Source organism: Fimbriimonas sp. LA-C6, assembly GCF_055398105.1.
On sequence record NZ_AP038796.1, the window covers coordinates 957,494 to 977,690 of the forward strand.

Genomic DNA, 20,197 nt, shown 5'->3' on the forward strand with positions numbered 1-20,197 from the left:
AAAACTCATCCACGATTGCCGAGTATGATCTTCTAAAGTGAAGTTAAGCGATGGCGTCGAATGGGGCCTGCACTGCGCAGTCGTCCTCGCGTTGATCCCCAAACAGGCAACGCTCACAGGAGGGGCTTTAGCGGAATTCCACGGAGTTTCGGAAAGCTACCTCCTGAAACACCTCAAAGCCATGGCCCACGCAGGCCTGCTCCAATCCGTCCCCGGACCCAAAGGCGGCTACCGTCTCGCCAAGCCTGCAAACGAAATCACCGTCCTACAAGTGGTCGATGCCGTCGAAGGAACTGAGCGCGCCTTCCGATGCTCCGAAATCCGTCAAAGAGGCCCAGCCTGCCTCGACCCCATCGCATTCATCAAGCCCTGCGAGATCAACGTCATCATGCTCAAGGCAGAGACCCTTTGGCGAAAAGAACTCGAAGCCACCACCATCGCCGACATCGCCCATCAACTCAACGGAAAAATCGACCTCACGGAGTCTTCAACCCGGGCCGACTGGTTCCGAAAGAACCTACGCGGACTAAACCCGTAGGCTCCTCCACAATCTGGATCGCACGCACCTCAGGCCAATCAATTGAGCCCCTCCGGAACTTCAACACGATCTTCCCTACCGCATCAGCCCGCACACCCGGAAAATCCTTAATCAACACACGCCGACTCCCGCCCGCCTCGGAATAAATCTCAAACTCATTCAACACCTGCCGGTCGTTGATGAACAGATTGAACTTCCTCTGCCCAGGAATCGCCTTTGAGAGCTCCGCAAAATGGAGCCGAACGGTAAAAGCTCGCGTCCGTGGGACCGGAATCGTGTAGGTAAATTCCCCCCAACGCTCCGACTCATAAATCTCCTTAGGTGCCGCACTCTTCCCTGCCCCAGAAAGATCAATCGGACCGCCCTGATAAAGCGCCTGTCCGCCCTGCACAAGCCCTTCCTCATCCATAAACGGAGACCCATCGGCAGGGCTGCTGCCACAAGCGATGCTCATCAGCACACCAGGAATCACCGGACGAGGCTTAGCCGCCAAAGCAGGCTCCGGTTGAGCAGCTTTGTTCAAAACGAAAGGAATCGCCCCGCTCGACTGAACCCCCACGTTCCATCCGTCCACAGCAAACACAGGCTTCTCACCCTTCAAATCCGCTGTAGCAAACTCCACCTCAACGCTCTTCTCCTCCATCGGAGTAAACGAGACGTAGTTGTCCGTGAAGTAAGCAGGCAGCACCCGCGTCCCGCTCTTCGCCCGTCGCAACTGCAAGTGAGCCATCAAAGCAATCGACTTGCTAGGGTTCGTCAGAACGATCCTTAGCTTCGTCATTCCATTCACACTCGCCACCGGTTTGGCACTCGCAAGCAGATTCACCCTCGGCAAACTGTTCAACTCTCGATAGCTAAAGGTAGAGAAGTTGTTCTCCGCGATCGGACTCGACCGCCAGTAGAAATTCTCACTCACGGTCACCCCATTCGAATCCCGAAACTTCAGCTTCACAAAATGAACCGGCGAAAGATTCGAGGGCCAACGAATCGAAGCCACCGCCTCGCAAGAACTGCCCGCCACCTCGCAAACGGAGGAGTTCTTACTCACCAAGGAGCCGTCCAACTGATACAAATCGACAAACACCCTGCCCCGCACGAAACCCGCAGTATTGTTCACAAGTTGCACGGCACCATTCACAGGGTTCAGTTGAATATGGATAGGTTCACAGCCTTTTCTCGTACCAAACAGCGCGGCCGTAGGTTCCAGATCGTAGCTATACAGCTGCCAAACAAAACTCGGCTGCGCTGGGTTGCTCATCCATATCAAAACCCCACTAGCTGGACTAAACAACCGAGAGTTTCGCCCTTCATAAATCGCCCGATGAGACTCGTAGTTCACCAGCTGCGACTTCCGCACAAAGTCAGCCAACCCACTCACAGGCCCAAACCGCCGAGCCAACATCTTCGGAAACTGATCCCCACCCTGAGCACCGCGTGTAAAGTCGTGATACGCCCAATCGTCATTGATCGGCCACCAGTCCTTCGCAGGCATCATCGCCTTAATCGCCTCCACAGTCGGGATCGAAGGCACCCCAATCTCCGTATGCAAAGCATCCCGAAACTGGAAGTAATCGCTCGGGTTCACATAGCCATACGGGCCATATCCAGAAACCCCGTTGTAATCAGCAGAGTGAGGCTGATAAAACCGCGTACCGTCCAGCTCGCGCGTTAACTTGGCAAGCCCTTTGTTCAGCGCAGGAGGTGGATCGCCCTCATTTCGACCGCACCAAATCGCGATCGACGGGTGGTTGCGAAACCGCACGATCTTCTCGCGGGCGTTCGCCAAAAACATCTCGTTATCCGCCGGGTTCGGACCGTCCACCGGGTTCGCCAACCAAAAATCGTCCCAAACCAAGATCCCATACCGGTCGCAAAGGTCGTAAAAATCCTCCTGTGTGGACTGCCCAACCCAGTTGCGAATCATCGTATAGTGAGCGTCGCGGTGCAGCCGAATCTGAGCCTCAAGCCGTGCCCTGGGGCTGCGCTTCATCGCCTCATCCATGCCCCAATTGCCACCTTTGCAAAAGATCGGCACACCATTGACCACCACAGTCAGGTCCCGGCTTTTAGGCCGTGAAAACTCCATCGTCCGAACCCCAAACTGAACCGTCTTGGAGTCCGCAACTCCCTCCATCGTTCGTAAAGTCAGCTTCAAACGATACAGGTTCTGCGCGCCATACCCGTTGGGCCACCACAGCTTGGGGTTATCCAAAACGATCTTCGGAAATCGGATCGACTGACGCTCTGACGGCTTGAGAGACACTGGAAAGTGAAAGCGCGTGAGCGTGCCCTCAACACTCCCCTCAAAGATCCCACTCTGAGCCTTCGAACTCTGGTTTTGCAATACCGCAGCGATGCTCAGGTCCGCCGAGTCCCCATGAATCGCCTTCGTCGATACGAAAGGATCAACAATCGTCATCGGCCCCGTTGCCGATAGAGAAACTCCCTGCCAGATTCCAATGTTCCGATCTCGAATCCCAGGAATCCAGTCCCAACCAATCGAGGCCACAAACGTCGGACCATCCGTCCCAAGCACGCCACCGTTAGGACCTGCCCCGTTCACAATGCTCTGCTCATGAGGAACGCCAGGATGGGGTGGCGGCAGGATATGTACAGCAATGGAACTCGACTCATTGGGCTTAACCAGTCCAGTCACATCAAACTTCCCACGAGCAAACGCCCCCTTGATGGCCCCAACACTCTTGCCGTTCACCCAAACTTCAGCAATGTAGTTGATGCCCTCAAAATTCAGCCAGATCTTCTTGTTCTTGAAGCTCTTCGGGGCTGTCAGCACAGCTCGATACCAGTAGGAAGTCCGGCACAAACTTTCTGGAATCCGCCGATTGTTCTCGCCATACAACGGTTCCGGATACACACCGTCCTGAACCAACGAACTCAGAACTGTGCCAGGAACATACGCCTTGTACCACTTGGATGGCTTGAAGCTAACCTTGGAGATGGAAGCGCCAGACTCCTTAACCTTGACGGCATCCTGAAGGGTCCAATCTTTGATCGAGACCGAATCCTGCGCGGACGCGAAACAAGCAGCAAGTGCCAAACATGCGACGAAGGAAACTCTCATGGTCAACTCATCCCTACCCCGCAACATTGCGGTAGCTGAGTTTAGCCCTCACCGAACCCAGAAACGAAACTAGACCGGAAGAATCACAGTGAAGGTGCTTCCGCGCAACGGGTTCCTCTTCGCCGAAATGGTTCCACCATGGGCATCCACAATCCGCTTGCAGCTATAAAGCCCCAAACCGAACCCATCGGCCTTGGTCGACGCAAACGGCTCAAACAACCGATCCTGCACGTCCCGAGAAATCCCCGGCCCCGAATCGACAATCTTCACCTTCACCTGCGAACCAGAAACAGCAGCCGAAACCGTCAGAGTTCCCCCAGTCGCATTCATGCACTGCACGCCGTTCAGGATCAGATTCACAAACAGATGCTCCAACTGGTGAGGATCGCCCACAATCGAAGGGAGCGACTGGCTGATCTTGTTCACCACGTTCACATTCCCAACCCGAACCTGGGCCGAAGTGAGCGAAAGCACCCCTTCCAACACACTCCCAAGCTCAACCGGTTCCTGCGCAAACATACGAGGCTTGGCATAGGACAACAAGCGGTGCGCCAGCAGGTTGAACCGACCCAACTGTTCGCGTATGGCATCCAACGCTACTTCAGGGGGACATGCACCCGGTGCCACCAACATCGCGAGAGAAGCCGTGATGTTGCGGATGTCGTGGGCTGTACTCGCCGCAAGTGTCCCAACAACGGACAGCTTCTCCTTCTGTAGCAGCTGGTCATGTGCCTGAGTCAGTTCGTTGTTCGCCTGCACCAACTCGTTCTGCAGCACATGCGAAGCCAGCAGTAGACACACCTGGTCGGTGATGGCTTCCAGATGAATACGATGGCGCTCGTCAACAGGTGCGGCATCGTCACGGCCAAACACAATCACGATGTCGCCAACCCCTTCTTCAGTCCGCAACACACAAGCCGTGTGCGCCGCTCCCAGCTTGGTCGCAAGCGGACAGTTCGGACTGTCCATTCGGATAGAGCCTTTAGTGGAGGGATCAGGAGCCTCGCTTGCCTCCATGGTCACCGCCGTGATCCGACGCGTCTTGATGGCCGAAGCAAACCCGTGGAACTTCGTTTCGTTGGCGCGCCGAATCAGAATTGCCGAACCACCATAGCCCAGCACGCCCGAGATCAGACGAGTCTGTTCCTTCAACAAAGTGTCCGCATCTGTCGCATTGGCAAGCAACGAGAAACCGGCATTCATCGCCTCAAAAACCGAGTTGGTCGAGGCCAACTCTGCTCGCTCACGCTGGAATCGGGCCTCTTGTTCCTTCAGCCTCTCAGCAAAATGGCGTTCGCGCGCAAGCTCACCCGAGATCCTTACTGCAAGCAGAGACATGAAGTGGAGGTCAAGTTCATCCAGAGCGTCCTCAGACTTCCCATCCAGCAAACACAACGTGCCGATGGGGTTATTCTCCTCCTCATAAATGGGAACACCCAGGTACCGAGTAAAGCCAATTCTGGAGGCAGGGATGTGCGAATACTCCTTGTCCTTCCGAGCATTCTGAATCAGCACGGGGCGCTCTGAACTCACAGCGAACTGGCAATAAGAGTCCTGAAAGGCATTGCTTGTACGGCGAGTGATGGCCGATTTGGGCCCCACCACCCCTCGGAAATCCATGAAGTCGCCACGCCTCAGAGAAAGGATCGCGGTGGTGTTCTCATAGTATTTCGACACGACTTCTAAAACCATCCGGCAGACAGCATCAGGAGATGGGTCGTAAGTCTGGGAGAGCTGCTGTAGGATCTGGTGCATCTCTTCCAACCGGTGCTGGGTTGTGTCGTCACGGTAGGTCCAAACGCGTCCGATGATCTTTCCACTGGAGTCCCGAACGGGGCTGCTATGGCGCTTGATGATGAGCCGACGCCCCTTTTTGAGTTCAATCGTGTCTTCGTAGATCCTCTCTGGAGTCTGATAGAGAGTGTTTACAGATGCCATCCAATTGTCGGCATCCCGAACCATCGGATAGATCCTGCGGCGGAGCTTCTCCATGCCCATCTTCAACGCTTCAGATGGAAGAACGCCAAAGATTTCGCCGAAACGACGGTTACAGGCGATGATGTTGAGATCAAGATCGGTGAGCAAAACCCCGTGATCGGAGGCAACCAGGAAAGCGCGCAGCATCGCATTGTTTTGCTCCGCTGGGAGGTCGTGCATCGCCAGATTCTCATCGGCCTGATCGATCGACTGGATTGCCATTCGCGTTCTACAGTTTAGACCGTATTAGGCAATCTGCGTCAGTCTGCGATGTAAGTTTTTAGCCCCTCTGTAGAAAATTACTGGCTATTTGTTCCAACACTTTGAAACATTTTTCGAGCGCATAAGAATTAAAAGACCACAGCATGGTGGCCTTTTCAAAGGTAGGAATCCCCATGAATGTGCAAACCGCATTTGCTTAACGCTTTGGAAGCGACACCTTGGTTAAGAATCAAGGATTTCAGAGCAACAACGATCCTCAATCTAAAAGCCTGTTCTTTCCCACGTTTCGAACCTAAATTGGAGACATATCGTGAGACTTCCCTGCAGTTTTTCTGAGTCTAGACAACTCATAATCCACTAAAGAATCCCATTCTTCTGGCGTAAAGAAAAACTTGGTGTATCCTTGTTCTAATAGATTCTTTTCGATCATTACATATTGTTCCTCAACAGTCTGCTTGAGGAATTCATCAGACGAATTGCACACAAATCCTGGACGACAACTTTTATTGAATCGCGGAGGATTTCGTTCCATTTCCAACGAAATTGTCGAATTATTGCAACCCGTCGTCGTTTTCCGATTTTCTGACGTCTAATCCCGGTTTGCCTCTTCCTGGGCTCAATTGGTTCAAGATAGAGGAATGGAATCCCCACTCACTATTTGGTGCAATGCCGACCTGAACGCTGACGAAGTGGCTGCACTGAAAGCTGGGATCGGGAACCACACCTTGCTCATGTCCAACGAGCAAACGTCCAACCTGGTCTCCGGTGGACCTAACGAGTTGCTGGAGAAAGCAAGCATCGCTTTCGGTCAACCCGATCCGGGACAGGCAGCTTCCCTGCCCGGTTTGAAGTGGATTCAACTCACCAGTGCCGGATACACCCGATACGACACCCCTGAGTTCAAACAAGCCCTTAAGGCAAGGGACGCACACCTCACGAACAGCTCCTCAGTGTTTGATGAGCCATGCGCTCAGCATGTGCTTGCCTTCATGCTAAGCCAAGCCAGACAACTCCCCCAATGCTTCGCAGACCAGGCCCAGCATAGGAGTTGGGAGTACATCAAACACCGCAGCGCAACAAGGATTCTTGAAGATGAGACCGTGTTGATCTTGGGTTACGGTGCCATCGCGCGTAGGTTGATCGAGTTGCTCAAGCCTTTCAAACTCAACATCATCGCCGTCCGTCAATCTGTCCGAGGAGATGAGGCAGTGCGCACCTTTGCAATCGAGCACCTTGATTCCGTGCTCTCCGAGGCGGATCACATCGTCAACGTCCTCCCTGCCAGCCCTTCAACTGATGGCCTGATCGGTCGTTCCAAAGTAGCCCTCATGAAACCAGGGGCGCTGTTCTACAATGTCGGACGCGGAACTACTGTTGACCAGGAGCCGCTCATTGAGGCTCTACAATCAGGTCAACTTCGGGCGGCCTACTTAGACGTCACAGACCCCGAACCACTTCCCCCAACCCACCCTCTCTGGACGGCTCCGAACTGCTACATCACTCCCCACATCGCAGGCGGGTTCAAGGGTGAACTGCGCCGGTTGATTCAACATTTCGTCGAGAACCTACATAGATTCGAGCAATCTGAGCCTTTGCTCGATCAAGTAATTTGAGAGTTCACTGGCTTGTTGACCAGAAAGTAATATTGTGGAATTGTATAAATATGCACGTTAAACTTGCACTGAATACCGACAATTTCCAAGACGACTGATGCCTTTCATTCGAATTGTTATTAGCTGAACTTCAGAAATAATAATGTACATTGACTCTGGTAATCATCAGATGCATTTATTGCATTAACTCGATCAATTTATTAATCGTTACCGCATCTTGATTTACCCCGTTCGCGTCAGCACACCAAGACTTTTCGGTCACTCACTCATCTTGATTTGAACCTGAAACCTCTCGAAAAGGTCATTCCAGCAACACCCTTCCTTTCACCTTATGACCACAGTCTCGCTTTAGTGTGAGTGTGTTTCAACAACCCTTCTCAATCTAAAAAACCGTCGATGTATCAGATTACAAGCTACATATTCTTTAAAAACAACAACGAAATACATTGAGTTTCGTGTCGCAACACGCCGAAGATTCAGTAGATCCAGCAAAAACGGCATGTTGCCGCCTTGCTAAAACCTTGGCCGTACGTACGATGCGAAAACTTAACTTGCTATCACCACTTGAAGCGCTGATGAACCGACTACGGTATCCGCGCAAAGTGTTGGTCATCTCCATGATCTTCCTGGCTCCGATTGCCATGCTGATGTTCTTCTTCTTGAAAGAAGTTGGTGCCGGTGCACAGTTTGCCCTCAGTGAAAAGGATGGCCTCACCTATTTCCAACCTCTCCATTCCCTCCTCGGGCATGTCACCGACCATGAGCGGTCACTGACTCGGGGGCAGGATGCTTCCAAGTCTGCGGATGCGATTGCAGAGGACATGAAGTCTCTTGAGCAGGTTGAGGGGCAGTTTGGGAAGGTTTTTGAGACGGCAAGCGACTATAAGGCTCTTAAAGAAACCATCGACGGACTGCTCTCGGCGAAGGTTGAACCGGACAAGGTGATTGATCAGCACCAGGCGGCTGCGGACAAAGTGGTTGGGTTGATGACGGCGGTTTTGAGGGGTTCCCAGCTCATTTTGGACCCTCAGGTGGATAGCTACTACACCATGGACGCGGCTCTGGTTCAGGCGGAAGCCGTCATTCAGAAGGCATCTGCGGCGGGGGATCTTGCTTACTCCATCCGAAAGCGAGGCAAGATTTCGAGTGATGAGCGGATTCAGATGGCGGTTCTGCAGAACCAGTTCGACACTCCTGCAAGCAACATCGCGTCCGATTTTGACCAGACCTACAAGTTCAACGCGGGGCTGAAGCCTAAGCTGGAGACTTCGAATACGCAGTTTCAGGCTGCCAACTCTGCTTTTGACAAGGTGCTCGATTTCGGGTTTGTGAAGGGGTCTGTTGAGAAGCATGGTGTGGATGAGATCAACAAGTCGGTGGATGAAGTGGTGAACCTTGCCTCCAAGCTACACGAGACCACTCGGGGGCAGCTTCAGGGGGTTTTGGATGCTCGGATTGACGAATACCTGACCCGTCGGAACAACGTTGTTGCTGGGGTTGGGTTGGTGGTGGCGCTTGCCATTGCGATGTTCATCGCCTTCTCCAACGCGACGATCCGCAACATCAAGACCCTTGCCAGTGAGGTGGCGCGCCTTGCGAAAGGTGACCTCCGGCACATGAAACAGTTCGATAGCAAGGACGAGATTGGGCTGCTCTCGGTGAGTCTACAGGAGCTTCATGACAGCTTGGACAGCATGGCCAAGGCTGCTACGACCATTTCATGTTGCGACTTGACTGCGACGGTTCAGCCTCGCTCGGATGAGGATGAGCTGGGGCATGCGTTGCGGAAGATGATTGCTCAGCTCGCGACGGTGATGCGCTCGATCCAGTCGGGTGCGCTTGAGATTGCCACTACCAGCGAGAGTTTGACTAGCTCTGCGGAACGATCGGATACGGCGGTACGAACCCTTACGGAATCGCTTTCTGAGGTTGCTGAGATGAATGAGCAGAGTGCGACGGCGATCTTTGAGATCGCTCGCAGCTGCGAAGTTCAGTCGGCGGCAGCGGAGTCTTCGACGAGTGCGATGTCTGCACTGCGCGAGTCGGTTGAGAGTTTGAATGCGAGTGCGGATCATCAGCGCGCCTCTGTTCGGGAGTCTACGTTGGTGGCTACGGAGTGTAGTCAGACGGTGAAGCTCACTGTGGAGGGCATGGAGCGGATTCGGCAGCAGGTGGAGATTTCGGTCCAGGAAGTTGAGAGTCTGGGTTCACGTAGTGCGGAGGTTGGGCGGATTGTTTCGACCATTCAGACGATTGCGGAGCAGACCAACCTGCTTGCCTTGAACGCGGCGATTGAGTCTGCGCGGGCGGGTGAGCATGGCAAGGGGTTTGCTGTGGTTGCGGATGAGGTCCGGAAGTTGGCGGAGCAGAGTTCTCAGGCTACTACGGAGATCAGCACATTGATTGAGCACATGCAGTCGGGCATTCAGGCTTCCCTTTCGGCGATGCAACTGAGTCACGAGGAAGTGGCGAAGGGGACCGAGCACAGTGCGCGGGTGATCCCTGCGATTGAGAAAATGATTCAGCAGACTGGCCTTGTGATGAGCGAGACGGAGGCGCTTGCTCAGACGAGCACCGCCATGAACGGGGCGGTTTCTGTGTTGGAGCAGCATCTTGAGACGGTGTCTTCGGCGAGTAACTCGACTGCCGCAGGCACCCAGGAGCTGAGCGCATCGGCCGCCGAGGTGGCGGAGCACTCCGTGAAGATGAAGCGCCAGGCTGAGGAGCAGAGCCACCTTGTGGCGGCAGTTGCGAACTCCTCGGAGCAGCTGACGGCGATGTCTGAAGAACTGCTCGCCCTGATCTCGGAGTTCAAGCTGAACAAGGACGAGACCGAGCAGCGCGTTCGGATTGCAGCCTAACCCCCCTTCCCTCAAGATCGCGTTTTGCGGTGTTGGGGGGATTTTTTTTATTTCCTGGTTTTGGAAATTTTGGGATTTTTTGTTTTCAGAGTGCTTGGTGGCGTTGTGCCTTGTGTGTGATGTTACGGAACAGGTGGCGCGGGCATGGGGCTTTGGGCTGGGTTTGAACCTGGATTTGGGTGTTGGGTGGGTGGTTTGTTGGTGGGTTTGTTTTGGTGTTTGGGGCAGGGATTCGTGGAAAAACAGTACTAAAATTTGCCTCTTTTTGCCCGTTTTTTCGGGTTTTTGGGGTGTTTTGGTGGTTGGTTGATGGGACGGGCCTTCAGCCCTCTGGGGGTTATTGGGGTCTGGTCCTATGCCTGCGCTTCGCTCCGACATAGGCTTTTATGAGGTCGCGCCGTTGGCGCTGGGGATTCCGGTTAGAGGGGCGGGGGTTTTGTAAGTGCGGTTAGTCAGCTACTGCTCTTTACCGGTCTCGATACCCCAGTTGGTTTCGGGGTGGGTTGATTCTGGCGTGACCTGTGAGAGCATCTGACTTAGCGAGTACTCGGCTGAGTTGCCCCTGCCCAGGGCCATCTTTGACGCCGAGGACAGGGGAGCGGGGATGGGGATTTGTGTGGCTTGCCCCCTTCCCCAGTTACCGATGCGAATGCGCGTTTTTAAGCAGACGGATAACCGTTTTGTCTTTTGCGTAATCCAATGCTGTAAGTCCGTCATCATCTTTAACGTCTGGATTGGCACCATACTTCAGCAGTAGCTTGACGGTTTTTGCATCTGCCTTACCGGCCGCCAAAGATACGACTGGAGCGTCAACATTTTCCATCTTGGTGTTAGGATCCGCGCCAGACTCAAGCAGGTACACGGTCTGAGCATAATCGGAAGCACAAACCGAAGACACTAGATCTTGATTTCTAAGATGTCGCTGAATATCCCGAACCGTGTTCTTGATTGCGGCCGAAGCCACTAGAAATAAGAACGGTATAGCCAGGGCAACGATGATCCAACTGCGTTTGTTCATTTTGAGGGCTTGACGTTTACGCTTCAGAAGTATACGTGGCCGGTCACTCCTCGTTGGGTACACCGATGCAGGTGGGTATTGGGTTCACTAGAAAGGTTGGGGATGGAGTCTCTGGGGTAGGACTTGTGGGGGCTAGGGTTCGTTGGGGAATTTGAGGGTTTCTGTTAGCTTGTACCATTGTTCGCGACGTAGGTAGTCGGACCGGAGGACGTTTCTTCGCGCTCGTATTCTGCGTTGGTGAATAGGATGTGGACGACTTTGATGTTTAGGTGGCGGGGTCGATGGGGCGGGCCTTCAGCCCTCTGGGGGTTATTGGGGTCTGGTCCTATGCCTGCGCTTCGCTCCGACATAGGCTTTTATGAGGTCGCACCGTTGGCGCTGGGGAGGGGTGTGGGTTCTTTGCGATTGATGGGCGGTGTTTTGGTTTGTGGAGGGGCTAGGGTTGGAATTGTGGGGGCCAGGGTTCGTCGGGGAATTTTTGGGTTTCTAGGTAGGTGGTGGTTCCTTTGGGGGTTTCGGCTAGCTTGTACCATTGCTTGCCGTCGTAGGTCCAGGTCTCTACCTGTTTCGCGTCGCAGGTTGCGGTTGAGCCGTCGGCCCGGAGGAATTGGAAGCGGCCCGAGTAGCGGTTGGTTTCGTCGCGCTCGTATTCTGTGTAGGTAAAGGGGCCGTGGACGACTTTCTTCCTTAGGTGCTCCATGCAATAGGCTGTGATCGAGGACGGTTCCAGCCCCAGTGGGCTCGTGTCTTTTGTTGTTACGCTTCTCGGGCCGCTTCGGTAGAAGTAGCCGAGGGAGTCTAGGGACGTACCGCCTTCTTCGGGGCAACTGAAGGCTTCCTTGGACAGCATGTATTGATTCAGAAGAACCCAAGCTTGTCTTTCTTTGGGCGGTCCTGGCAGCACTTTGTCGGGTGGATTTTGGTCAGCCCAGTCTGCACGGTATATGGCCATGGCTAGTCCTAGTCGGTGCAGGTTTGAGAGACATCTGCCCCGATTTGCGTATCGTCTGGCTTCGATTTGGACACCGAACACCACTGCCGAGACGAGGGCAATGATCACCACTACCACGAGCACCTCTACTAGGGTTATTCCCAGGTTGTGGGAGGTGCGAGTTTTGCTCGTTTGTTCAGGTCTCTTCAAAGCCTTTAACTCATCATGGGTTTCTCTTTTCTTTCTTTGGCCGATTAGAAGGCGGAGTGACTTTCCCTTTGTCTTTTACTTCACCTGGCTCTGGTGTTGGCGAACAATCCTTTAGCAACGGTCTTTTCTCGAACTTATCTCTAAGTTCATGTAAAAGCGCGGTGCTGTACATCTTCACAAAGAGCTGCGTCATAGAGAGCACGATGCCCATTGCGGCTCCTTCCGTAATCCCATATTTGCCGACTATAAATCCAGTGACAGCTGTTACAACTGCATTCAGCTTGATCTTCAGAGCCTTAACATCTTCGTCGTACGGGCCATTGGCCGTGCAAAATGCTTTATAGCACTCGAGGCAAAATCGTTCCCTGATGACTCCCAAGTCCAATGCGCTAAGCGGATTCCTGGTGGCACTCTTCGGCAATGTTTGCGTAACAACCTGGTTCAGTGTGGCCGAATCTAGCCAAACAGAGGCATCCAAGACGTCCTCTTGCGATAACAGAAATTCTTCTACGACCTTAGGATCGATTGGATTTTTCAAAAGTGTCGCCTCCGACTTTGGTCCAAGAGCACCACAGGACTCGGCACTTTATGATCTATTGAGTAGCGTGTTAATTCTCCGCGTTGACGACTACGGTCAAGAATCGCATCCAAACCTGATTCAAGTTGTTCGAGTGCACTCGCCTCTCCAAATCGTACGATTTCTGGCACAAAAATCAAGGATCGCGAGTGAGTCTCTCTGACAATTTCATCCAATGCAAAGTCTATCGCACCCTTTGACGTATTCGAGAAATCAGCATTTTGGTCCACCATATTTGACCTATGTTATCACTAAGTTCCGAAGAATCAAAGGAATGTAACGTTCAACAGAGCAGACATTTTGCCATAGAATTCGTAATCATCCTTGACAGGTGGACGATGGTCCATTCCTTCAGCCCTTGAGGTAATTAGGGTGCGTTGCTAGGCCTTTATGAGGTCGCGCCGTTGGCGCTTGGGACCTAATTGTAAGGAAGACATGGCTTGCGATATTTGGGCCCATACATTGCCTTCAACGAAATTCTGCCTGGTGCCGAGTGTTTGGTCTGCGCTAAGCGGTGGAACACATCGACCAACCAGGCGGACCTTCACGACCGCGTCGTGCCTAGCGGAATATATAAGACAGATTTGTACATTTCTAAGGTCCGTATGGCCAAGATGATAAGGTGTGGAAGAACGACGAAGCTAGATGTGACTTGAAAGATAGCGTCTTTCAGGAATAGCCGTGCACTTACAAGGCCCGCTCAGTCAGCTGCCGAGCTTTGAGACATTCTGATCAGACTGTAAACACCGACCACGAATACCATCGGAGTCATAATAATTACCTACAGAAGTCAAATTTCGTAGTCAAACTTTCTGTTGTGAAACGGCTACGGTTGACTCCTTGTGCGGTCTGTAGAAATCCTGTAACCACAAGTCAGGCTATTAACCATGTATGGGAACAAATCGAAGTGATAATTCAAGCATTTACAATATTAATGTCATCAATTGTTTGCCCTCCACATCAGATGTCGGCGACGGAAATATATAGACAGTCTAAAGACTCGATAGCGTCCATATCAACCGACTTAAGCCAGGGAACAGGATTTGCGATCTTGGACGGCACTGTAGTTGTTACGTGCTTTCACGTGGTCCAAAATGCGCAGTGGGTGCATATAGGCGGCAAACCCAACACCCATGTAAACATCTTCTATTCTAATCCAGCGAAAGACATAGCCCTAATCAGACTCGGGAGTCCTTTTCCACGAGCTTTAAAACTGAAGCACAAGAGCCTCGCCCCCGGCGCAAAAATCTATTCAATTGGCAACCCTCGGGGTCTGGAAAAAACGTTTACCGAAGGAATTGTTAGCGGCATGAGAAGTGATGGGACAAATCAACTGATACAATTCACCGCGCCGGTCGATCCCGGCAATTCTGGCGGGCCCATCATCGATTCAAGTGGATCAGTTATAGGTGTTGTACAGAGTCAACTCCAAGGCTCGCAAAACATAAATTTCGCGATCGCGATAAGCGAATTAGAGCCAATCCTTCGGTTTTATGATATTGCGGCAAGCTGTGAAATGGGGCAAGGTGACTTAATGTATCGTCAGCCTTCAACCTCTTCAGCTAGCCTTTCGTACGTAGAAAAGTCTACGAGTATTCTTGCTTCGCTCGACGCAGACGGCTGGTGTCGAATTCTCTGCGTAGACGGCTCCTGGGGTTTTATTCGAACTGCGAGTGTCCTGCCAAAAGGATTCCACATAGGTACTTTGAAGACCAAACACGCGAAAGTGGTACGCGGAATATATGCGCCGAATGGATCCTTTTACGAATGCACAAAGGGTCATAAAATGACGATGCAGGACATTCAAGCAGTGATCTCTTATCACAACTATAGTAAATCAAAGGCACCCACGCATAAAGGTTAGGATCAGGAGGTATGGCTAAGCATCGTCCATGAGAATTCTAAATGGGTTCGAGCCCAGACACCAAGTTCAGGTTTATGAACTATTCAAACAGCAGATGGAGAACCTAACACTATAGCGTGGAAAGAAAATGGGGACCATTGGGGGGGCGGATAAATGCATATTGTTACAGCACCTGACTACGGCGCTGAGGTCCAAACATTTGCTGAAGATTAGGCAGTTACATCCCTTAGTGGTGGGAACTTTCTGAGTCTTTTGGGTGAGCACGAGCGTCGCGCGGAGACTGGTTATGTTGAGGGTAAGTGGCTTGCACTTTCTTTGACACAAGGCATTCGCATCTGACGCGTTGGCATGTTGAAAAGTTGATATTACAAATTAACATCTGACAAGGCTGTGGCGTCGTTCCTCCGATAGCGCCAACGACGCGCCTCATAAAAGCCTAGGCTGGAGCAAAGCGTAGGCCTAGGTGGTGCGCCGAATAGGTCTGAGGGCTGAAGGCACGGTCTATTGGTATGTCGCCTATGCTACGATTGCCGACGGGGGCTGAAGGCCCCGGTTATCGTTATGCCGCAATCACATGCTTATCTGCTCGCACACATAGTGTTCAGCACCAAGGACCGGGCACCTCTTATTGATCCTGAGGTTCGTCCCCGGCTTCATGCATACCTTGCGACGGTGGTTCGGAATGCGGATTGTCATTGTTACCGCGTGGGTGGTGTTGCGGACCATGTCCACCTGGCCGTTCAGTTGGGCAGAACTCGGGCGATGTCGAGCCTGATTGAAGAGATCAAGACCGCGTCGTCGAAGTGGATGAAGCCGCAATCGCCCTCGTTGGCTGGGTTTTCGTGGCAGCGTGGGTACGGAGCTTTCTCCCTCGGTCCGTCGGATTTGGACGGGTTGATTCATTACATCGACTCGCAAGAGGAGCATCACCGGAAGGTTACGTTTCAGGAGGAGTACCGGGAGATCCTGACGCAGTTTGGGATTGGGTGGGATGAACGGTACGTTTGGGATTGATGGGGTAATCGGGAGCCGTCGTCCAGGCATTGGGTGGCATGTCGATGGGGCGTGCTTTCAGCCCTTGGACCTGGGTGGGGCTCTTCCTAGGCCTGCGCTTTGCTCCAGCCTAGGCTTGTATGAGGTCGCGCCGTTGGCGCTAGCGGGTGGCGGTTTGTGGACTTGGTGGATGGAATGGTGGGTTGTCTTAGTATGGAAGGGACGGTTACGTTCCCGCCCTGGTGCTGCATACGCCGCACCCCACCCCTGTTTTAAAGCTGCGCTTTCCCAGGCCTGCACTTCGCTTCGACCTGGGCTTATATAGGTCGCTCCTTCAGAGCTATCGGACGTTGATTGTGCGGTTGGCCGGCCCTTCGGAGTCGATTCGCACACGCCAAAGCCAGTTGGGGGAGCCTCCCTTCCGAGCTATCCGGACGCTGATTGTGCGGTTGGTGGTTGGTTTGGTAGGTTGATTTTGTGAGGAAGGACAGGTTGCGGCTTTTAGGTATTCGTTCTGAGACAGGGTTGAACATCATTCACCGATCATCGTTCGCCTTCTCCAACGAGGTGAATTCCTGGGAATTCATCCGTCGGCTGTCCGTCTTCAACGGATGTGATCTAGATCACCTTGGGTTAAGGCCGATGTTAGGCTTTTTCCGTCAGTGGTGCCATGGAAATCACTTTTTCTGGAGTCAGTGCAACTGCAAGTTGGAGCCTCATTCAACCCTCATCCACCGTCTTCTCCACCCTGGGGGGAATTCCGGAGAACTCATCCGTCGAATTAGCTCTTTACAGGGCGGACACCTCGCGATATCACATTAGTTTTGGGCCGATATTAGTCTGTATCAGCCAGGGGTGTCGGATACCGGGCGTTTTTCTGAAGTTAGTGCCATTGCAAGTTGGGACCTAGTTCAACCGTCATCCCTCGCCTTCTCCACCTGGGGCGAATTCCGGAGAATTCATCCCTTGGCGGACCCTCTTCAAAGGGCGAAGGAGCTTTGGCGGGCCAACTTCATCAGTCTGTCGTACCAATCGGATTGGCTTTTCTGGGTTGTACTGGCCTAAGTTCTTAGTCAGTTACTGCCATTGCAACGTCATCTCCTAGCAGTTGCGTTAGGAGTTGGTCTGGGGGTTCGGGGGTGTGGGTGGTGGTTAGTTCGAAGCGGGTGGGGGTGAATATGGTTTGGAGGAATTTGGGTTCTTGGGCTTTGGAATGGTGGCGGAGGTGATGGGCTGTGGATTGGAGAGTTTGGGCTAGTTGGGGGTTGCCTTCTTGGATTTGGATTAGGGCTAGGGTGTCTAGGGTTATGGCTGTGTAGACTTGGGAGCCGCCTTGTCTGCTGGCTTGGGTGGCTTCTTTTAGCTCTTCTCTGGCTTGGGGGAAGTTGTTTTCTAGGGTGGAGATTAGGCCCAGCATTACTAGGCATGCTTGGACGCCGTCGGATTCGCCCATTTCTTTGAATTCGTTGCAGGACTGTTGGAAGAGGCGGCGGGCTTCGGTTAGGTCGGAGTCGGCTAGGCTGGCGTTGGCTTGGTTGAAGAGGGCCCAGGAGGCGCCGGGGCGGTCGCCGGATTGTTGAAACAGATCTAGGGACTCTTGGAGGTAAGGGCTGGCTTTTTGGGTGTCGGCTTGCCAGCAGAGGGCCAGGTCTCCTAGTTTGAGGAGGCACCAGGCTTTGCCTCGGAGTTCGGCGACTTCCTCGAACATAGCGAGGCTTTGGAGGTAGTTGTCTTCGGCTTCTACCCATTGGCCTTGGTCGAGGGCTATGTTGCCTAGGTAGTTGAGGATCCAGGCTAGGCCTCTTTGGTTGCCGATGGCGGCTTCGATGTCTTTTGACTGGCTGTAATAGAGTTTGGCGTTTTCGAGGTCGGTGGCTCGGAGGGCCATGGAGCCTAGGTTGTTGAGGCAGCGGGAGACGCCGGTGAGGTCTCCTAGTTCTTCGAACCGTTTTTTGCTTTCTAGGTAGAGGGTGGTGGCTGAGTCCGTTTCGCCTTGCATCATGGCGACGTTGGCGAGGTTGAGGACGGATTCGGCGATGCCTTTTTGGTCTTGGTATTTGGTGCGGATTTCGAGGGCTTGGGCGAAGTAGGGGCGGGACTCGGCGAGCTGACCTTGGCGGAACTTCATGACTCCAATGCCGTGGAGGATGGTGGCGTAGAGGGGGGATTCGGGGCGTTTGGAGGCTCGGGCGAGGGCGGCTGTGAGTTGGCGTTCGCCTTCTACGAACTCGCTGACGATGTAGTTGTAGCGCCATAGGGCGGCGGCTAGGCGGTCTGTGTATTCGTCGGGATTTGGGGCTTCCATGGCCCAGCGGAGGTTGCCGCATTCGAGGATGAGGCGGTGGATCCATTGGGGTTGTTCGACTCCCATGAGGAGCGGTTCGGCGGTTTCTGCTAGGGCGACGGCCCACTCTCTGTGGCGGATGCGGAGTCTTTCTTTTTCGGGTTCGGTGGTGGTTTCGTCGGCGTATTGGCGGACCATCTCTAGGAGTCGGTATCGGCCGGATTCTTGGGGATCGAACGCTACGAGGGACTTGTCTGTGAGGCTGGTGAGGAGGTCGGCGATTTGATTTTGTTGGAGGCCGTTTCCTTCGCAGACTTGTTCGGCGGCGTCGAGGGTCCAGCCACCTCGGAAGATGGCTACCCTGCCCAGGAGGAGTTTCTCAGCTGGGTTGAGCATGTTGTAGGACCAGCTGAGGGTGGCTCGGAGGGTTTGGTGGCGGGTGGTGGTGGCTCGGGCTTTGACGTCTAGGAGTCCGAGGGCTTGGGCTTGGAGTCTTTCGGCGATGGACTCTAGGGTCATGGTTCGGAGGCGGGCGGCCACGAGTTCGATGGCTAGGGGGACGCCTTCTAGGGTGGCGCAGATTTGGGCTATTTGGAGGGCGTTGTGGTCGGTGAGTTGGAACTCGGGTTGGGCGAGTTTGGCGCGATCTAGGAATAGGCGGACGCTTTCGTAGCCTTGGAGGACTCGGAGGAGGGTGGTTCGGCCTGTGGGCAGATGTTTGGGGTCTGGGGATTGGAGTGGGGGGACGTTCCAGACTTGTTCGCCGGTGAGGCCGAGGGCTTCTCTGCTGGTCATGAGGATTCGGACGCCTTGGGACTCTCGGAGGAGTTGTTCGCAGAGGGTGGCGATGGCTTCGAGCATGTGTTCGCAATTATCGAGGACCAGGAGGGTTCGGGTTTCTCCGATGTGGGCTGCGATGGTGGCGATGAGGGTTTGGCCTTGGCGTTCTCGGATTCCGAGGGCGGTGCTGATGGCGGCGGCGAGCATGGGGCCTTCGGTGAAGGCGTCGAAGGAGATGAACCAGGCTCCGCCTGCGAACTCGGGTTCGAGGTCGGCGGCTGCGGCTAGGGAGAGTCGGGTTTTGCCGATGCCTCCTACGCCGAGGAGGGTGACGACTCGGGCTTTGCGGAGGAGGGCGGCGACGTCTGTTCGTTCGTCTTCCCTGCCGATGAGTTCGGTGAGGGCATGGGGGAGGTTGCCTTTGACGGATTTGGGTTCGGATTTTTGGGGTGTGGGTTGTTTGGGGCGTTGGGCTGTGGAGCGGAGCTGTTGGTAGAGTTCGGTGGTTCTTTCGTCTGGGCTGAGGCCGGCTTCTCCGCTGAGGAGGTGTGCGTATTCTCGGTAGACCTGGAGTGCGGCGTTGACGTCTCCGAGTCCGGCGAAGGCCTTCATGAGTCCTCTTCTGGGGGCGTCTCGCCAGTTATCGAGGGCGATGGCTCTGCCGAAGTAGGCGATGGCATCTGCGTATTGGTTGTTTTCGTAGGCTTGTTCGGCGAGGGATTGGAGGGCGTTGAAGCAGTCTTGTTCGCGGGAGTTTCGCTCTTGGTGGACCCATTCTTCCGTGCAGGATTCTAGGAGTTCGCCTTTGTAGATTTCGACGGCGGCGGCGTATTGTTTGGATTTGATGGCTCGGTCGAACTCGATGACATCGACGAGGGCGCCTTGTAGGTTGAGGGAGATTTGTTTGCGCTCTAGGATGGTGAGGCGTTCGGCTTCGGGGCCGAGTGCTCGGCGGAGTTCGCTGAGGAGGGGGCGGAGGGTGGCGAGGGCTACGCTGGGGGTGGCGTCTGGCCAGAGGGTGTTGGCTAGCCAGTCTCGGGAGACGGTTCTTCCGTTTCTGAGGACGAGGAGGGCTAGGAGCCAGAGGGCTTTTCTGGATCTGAGCCTTGGGAGGGGTTGACCGTGGACGGTGACTTGGATCGGGCCAAAGAGGTCGATGGTCAGCGCTTGGGGCATGTAGGATTCTACACCTTTGGCGTGGGTGGCGGCCCAGTAATCGATCCGTCCGAGTTGGACGAAGTGAGTAC

The 20,197-nt window shown here is 53.9% G+C and carries 11 protein-coding genes; 5 read left to right on the plus strand and 6 right to left on the minus strand.

What is annotated here, in order from left to right; translation table 11 throughout:
• Positions 1 to 37: 37 nt before the first annotated feature.
• A complete protein-coding gene (locus ACZ51B_RS04515; protein WP_464296044.1) occupies positions 38 to 538 on the plus strand; it encodes an RrF2 family transcriptional regulator in 501 nt (166 codons plus the stop codon).
• Here the strand turns inward: ACZ51B_RS04515 and ACZ51B_RS04520 are convergent.
• The gene (locus tag ACZ51B_RS04520) at positions 477 to 3,620 is read right to left on the minus strand and encodes a glycosyl hydrolase 2 galactose-binding domain-containing protein (protein ID WP_464296045.1); all 3,144 of its coding nucleotides are present in this window, start codon (positions 3,618 to 3,620) and stop codon (positions 477 to 479) included. The genes ACZ51B_RS04515 and ACZ51B_RS04520 overlap by 62 nt on opposite strands.
• A gap of 69 nt (positions 3,621 to 3,689) precedes the next feature.
• Positions 3,690 to 5,819 (minus strand): ATP-binding protein, encoded by a 2,130-nt coding sequence (locus ACZ51B_RS04525; RefSeq protein WP_464296046.1) that lies wholly within the window; start codon positions 5,817 to 5,819, stop codon positions 3,690 to 3,692.
• Positions 5,820 to 6,457: 638 nt separating this feature from the next.
• Here ACZ51B_RS04525 and ACZ51B_RS04530 point away from each other — a divergent pair.
• The gene (locus ACZ51B_RS04530) at positions 6,458 to 7,432 is read left to right on the plus strand and encodes a D-2-hydroxyacid dehydrogenase (protein ID WP_464296047.1); all 975 of its coding nucleotides are present in this window, start codon (positions 6,458 to 6,460) and stop codon (positions 7,430 to 7,432) included.
• A 551-nt stretch (positions 7,433 to 7,983) separates the two neighbouring features.
• A complete protein-coding gene (locus tag ACZ51B_RS04535) occupies positions 7,984 to 10,293 on the plus strand; it encodes a methyl-accepting chemotaxis protein (RefSeq protein WP_464296048.1) in 2,310 nt (769 codons plus the stop codon).
• 637 nt (positions 10,294 to 10,930) lie between these two features.
• Here the strand turns inward: ACZ51B_RS04535 and ACZ51B_RS04540 are convergent.
• The 3 genes from ACZ51B_RS04540 to ACZ51B_RS04550 all read right to left on the minus strand — a co-directional run bounded on the left by ACZ51B_RS04540 (position 10,931) and on the right by ACZ51B_RS04550 (position 12,990).
• Complete coding sequence (locus tag ACZ51B_RS04540) at positions 10,931 to 11,311, minus strand: ankyrin repeat domain-containing protein (RefSeq protein WP_464296049.1); 381 nt, start codon at positions 11,309 to 11,311, stop codon at positions 10,931 to 10,933.
• A 436-nt stretch (positions 11,312 to 11,747) separates the two neighbouring features.
• Positions 11,748 to 12,452 carry a prepilin-type N-terminal cleavage/methylation domain-containing protein gene (locus ACZ51B_RS04545; protein ID WP_464296050.1) on the minus strand — a complete coding sequence of 235 codons (705 nt, stop codon included), beginning with the start codon at positions 12,450 to 12,452 and terminating at the stop codon, positions 11,748 to 11,750.
• Between the two features lie 13 nt (positions 12,453 to 12,465).
• On the minus strand, positions 12,466 to 12,990 hold the full coding sequence (locus ACZ51B_RS04550) for a hypothetical protein (RefSeq protein ID WP_464296051.1): 525 nt from the start codon (positions 12,988 to 12,990) through the stop codon (positions 12,466 to 12,468).
• A gap of 1,003 nt (positions 12,991 to 13,993) precedes the next feature.
• Between ACZ51B_RS04550 and ACZ51B_RS04555 the strand changes: the two genes are divergently transcribed.
• Both ACZ51B_RS04555 and tnpA read left to right on the plus strand, forming a co-directional pair.
• Positions 13,994 to 14,893, plus strand: coding sequence for a S1C family serine protease (locus ACZ51B_RS04555; RefSeq protein WP_464297168.1), 900 nt, complete (start codon positions 13,994 to 13,996; stop codon positions 14,891 to 14,893).
• A gap of 561 nt (positions 14,894 to 15,454) precedes the next feature.
• Positions 15,455 to 15,907 (plus strand): IS200/IS605 family transposase, encoded by a 453-nt coding sequence (gene tnpA, locus ACZ51B_RS04560; RefSeq protein WP_464296052.1) that lies wholly within the window; start codon positions 15,455 to 15,457, stop codon positions 15,905 to 15,907.
• A gap of 1,048 nt (positions 15,908 to 16,955) precedes the next feature.
• On the opposite strand, the gene ACZ51B_RS04565 is transcribed toward tnpA, so the two are convergent.
• Positions 16,956 to 20,126, minus strand: a complete 3,171-nt coding sequence (locus tag ACZ51B_RS04565) for an AfsR/SARP family transcriptional regulator (RefSeq protein WP_464296053.1) — start codon at positions 20,124 to 20,126, stop codon at positions 16,956 to 16,958.
• Positions 20,127 to 20,197 lie beyond the last annotated feature (71 nt).

Excerpts from the sequence above, each read along its gene's own strand:
- ACZ51B_RS04525 (WP_464296046.1), bottom strand. The coding sequence starts at position 5,819 with ATGGCAATCCAGTCGATCGATCAGGCCGATGAGAATCTGGCGATGCAC.
- ACZ51B_RS04555 (WP_464297168.1), top strand. The coding sequence starts at position 13,994 with ATGTCGGCGACGGAAATATATAGACAGTCTAAAGACTCGATAGCGTCC.
- ACZ51B_RS04530 (WP_464296047.1), top strand. The coding sequence starts at position 6,458 with ATGGAATCCCCACTCACTATTTGGTGCAATGCCGACCTGAACGCTGAC.
- ACZ51B_RS04540 (WP_464296049.1), bottom strand. The coding sequence starts at position 11,311 with ATGAACAAACGCAGTTGGATCATCGTTGCCCTGGCTATACCGTTCTTA.
- ACZ51B_RS04520 (WP_464296045.1), bottom strand. The coding sequence starts at position 3,620 with ATGAGAGTTTCCTTCGTCGCATGTTTGGCACTTGCTGCTTGTTTCGCG.
- ACZ51B_RS04565 (WP_464296053.1), bottom strand. The coding sequence starts at position 20,126 with ATGCCCCAAGCGCTGACCATCGACCTCTTTGGCCCGATCCAAGTCACC.
- tnpA (WP_464296052.1), top strand. The coding sequence starts at position 15,455 with ATGCCGCAATCACATGCTTATCTGCTCGCACACATAGTGTTCAGCACC.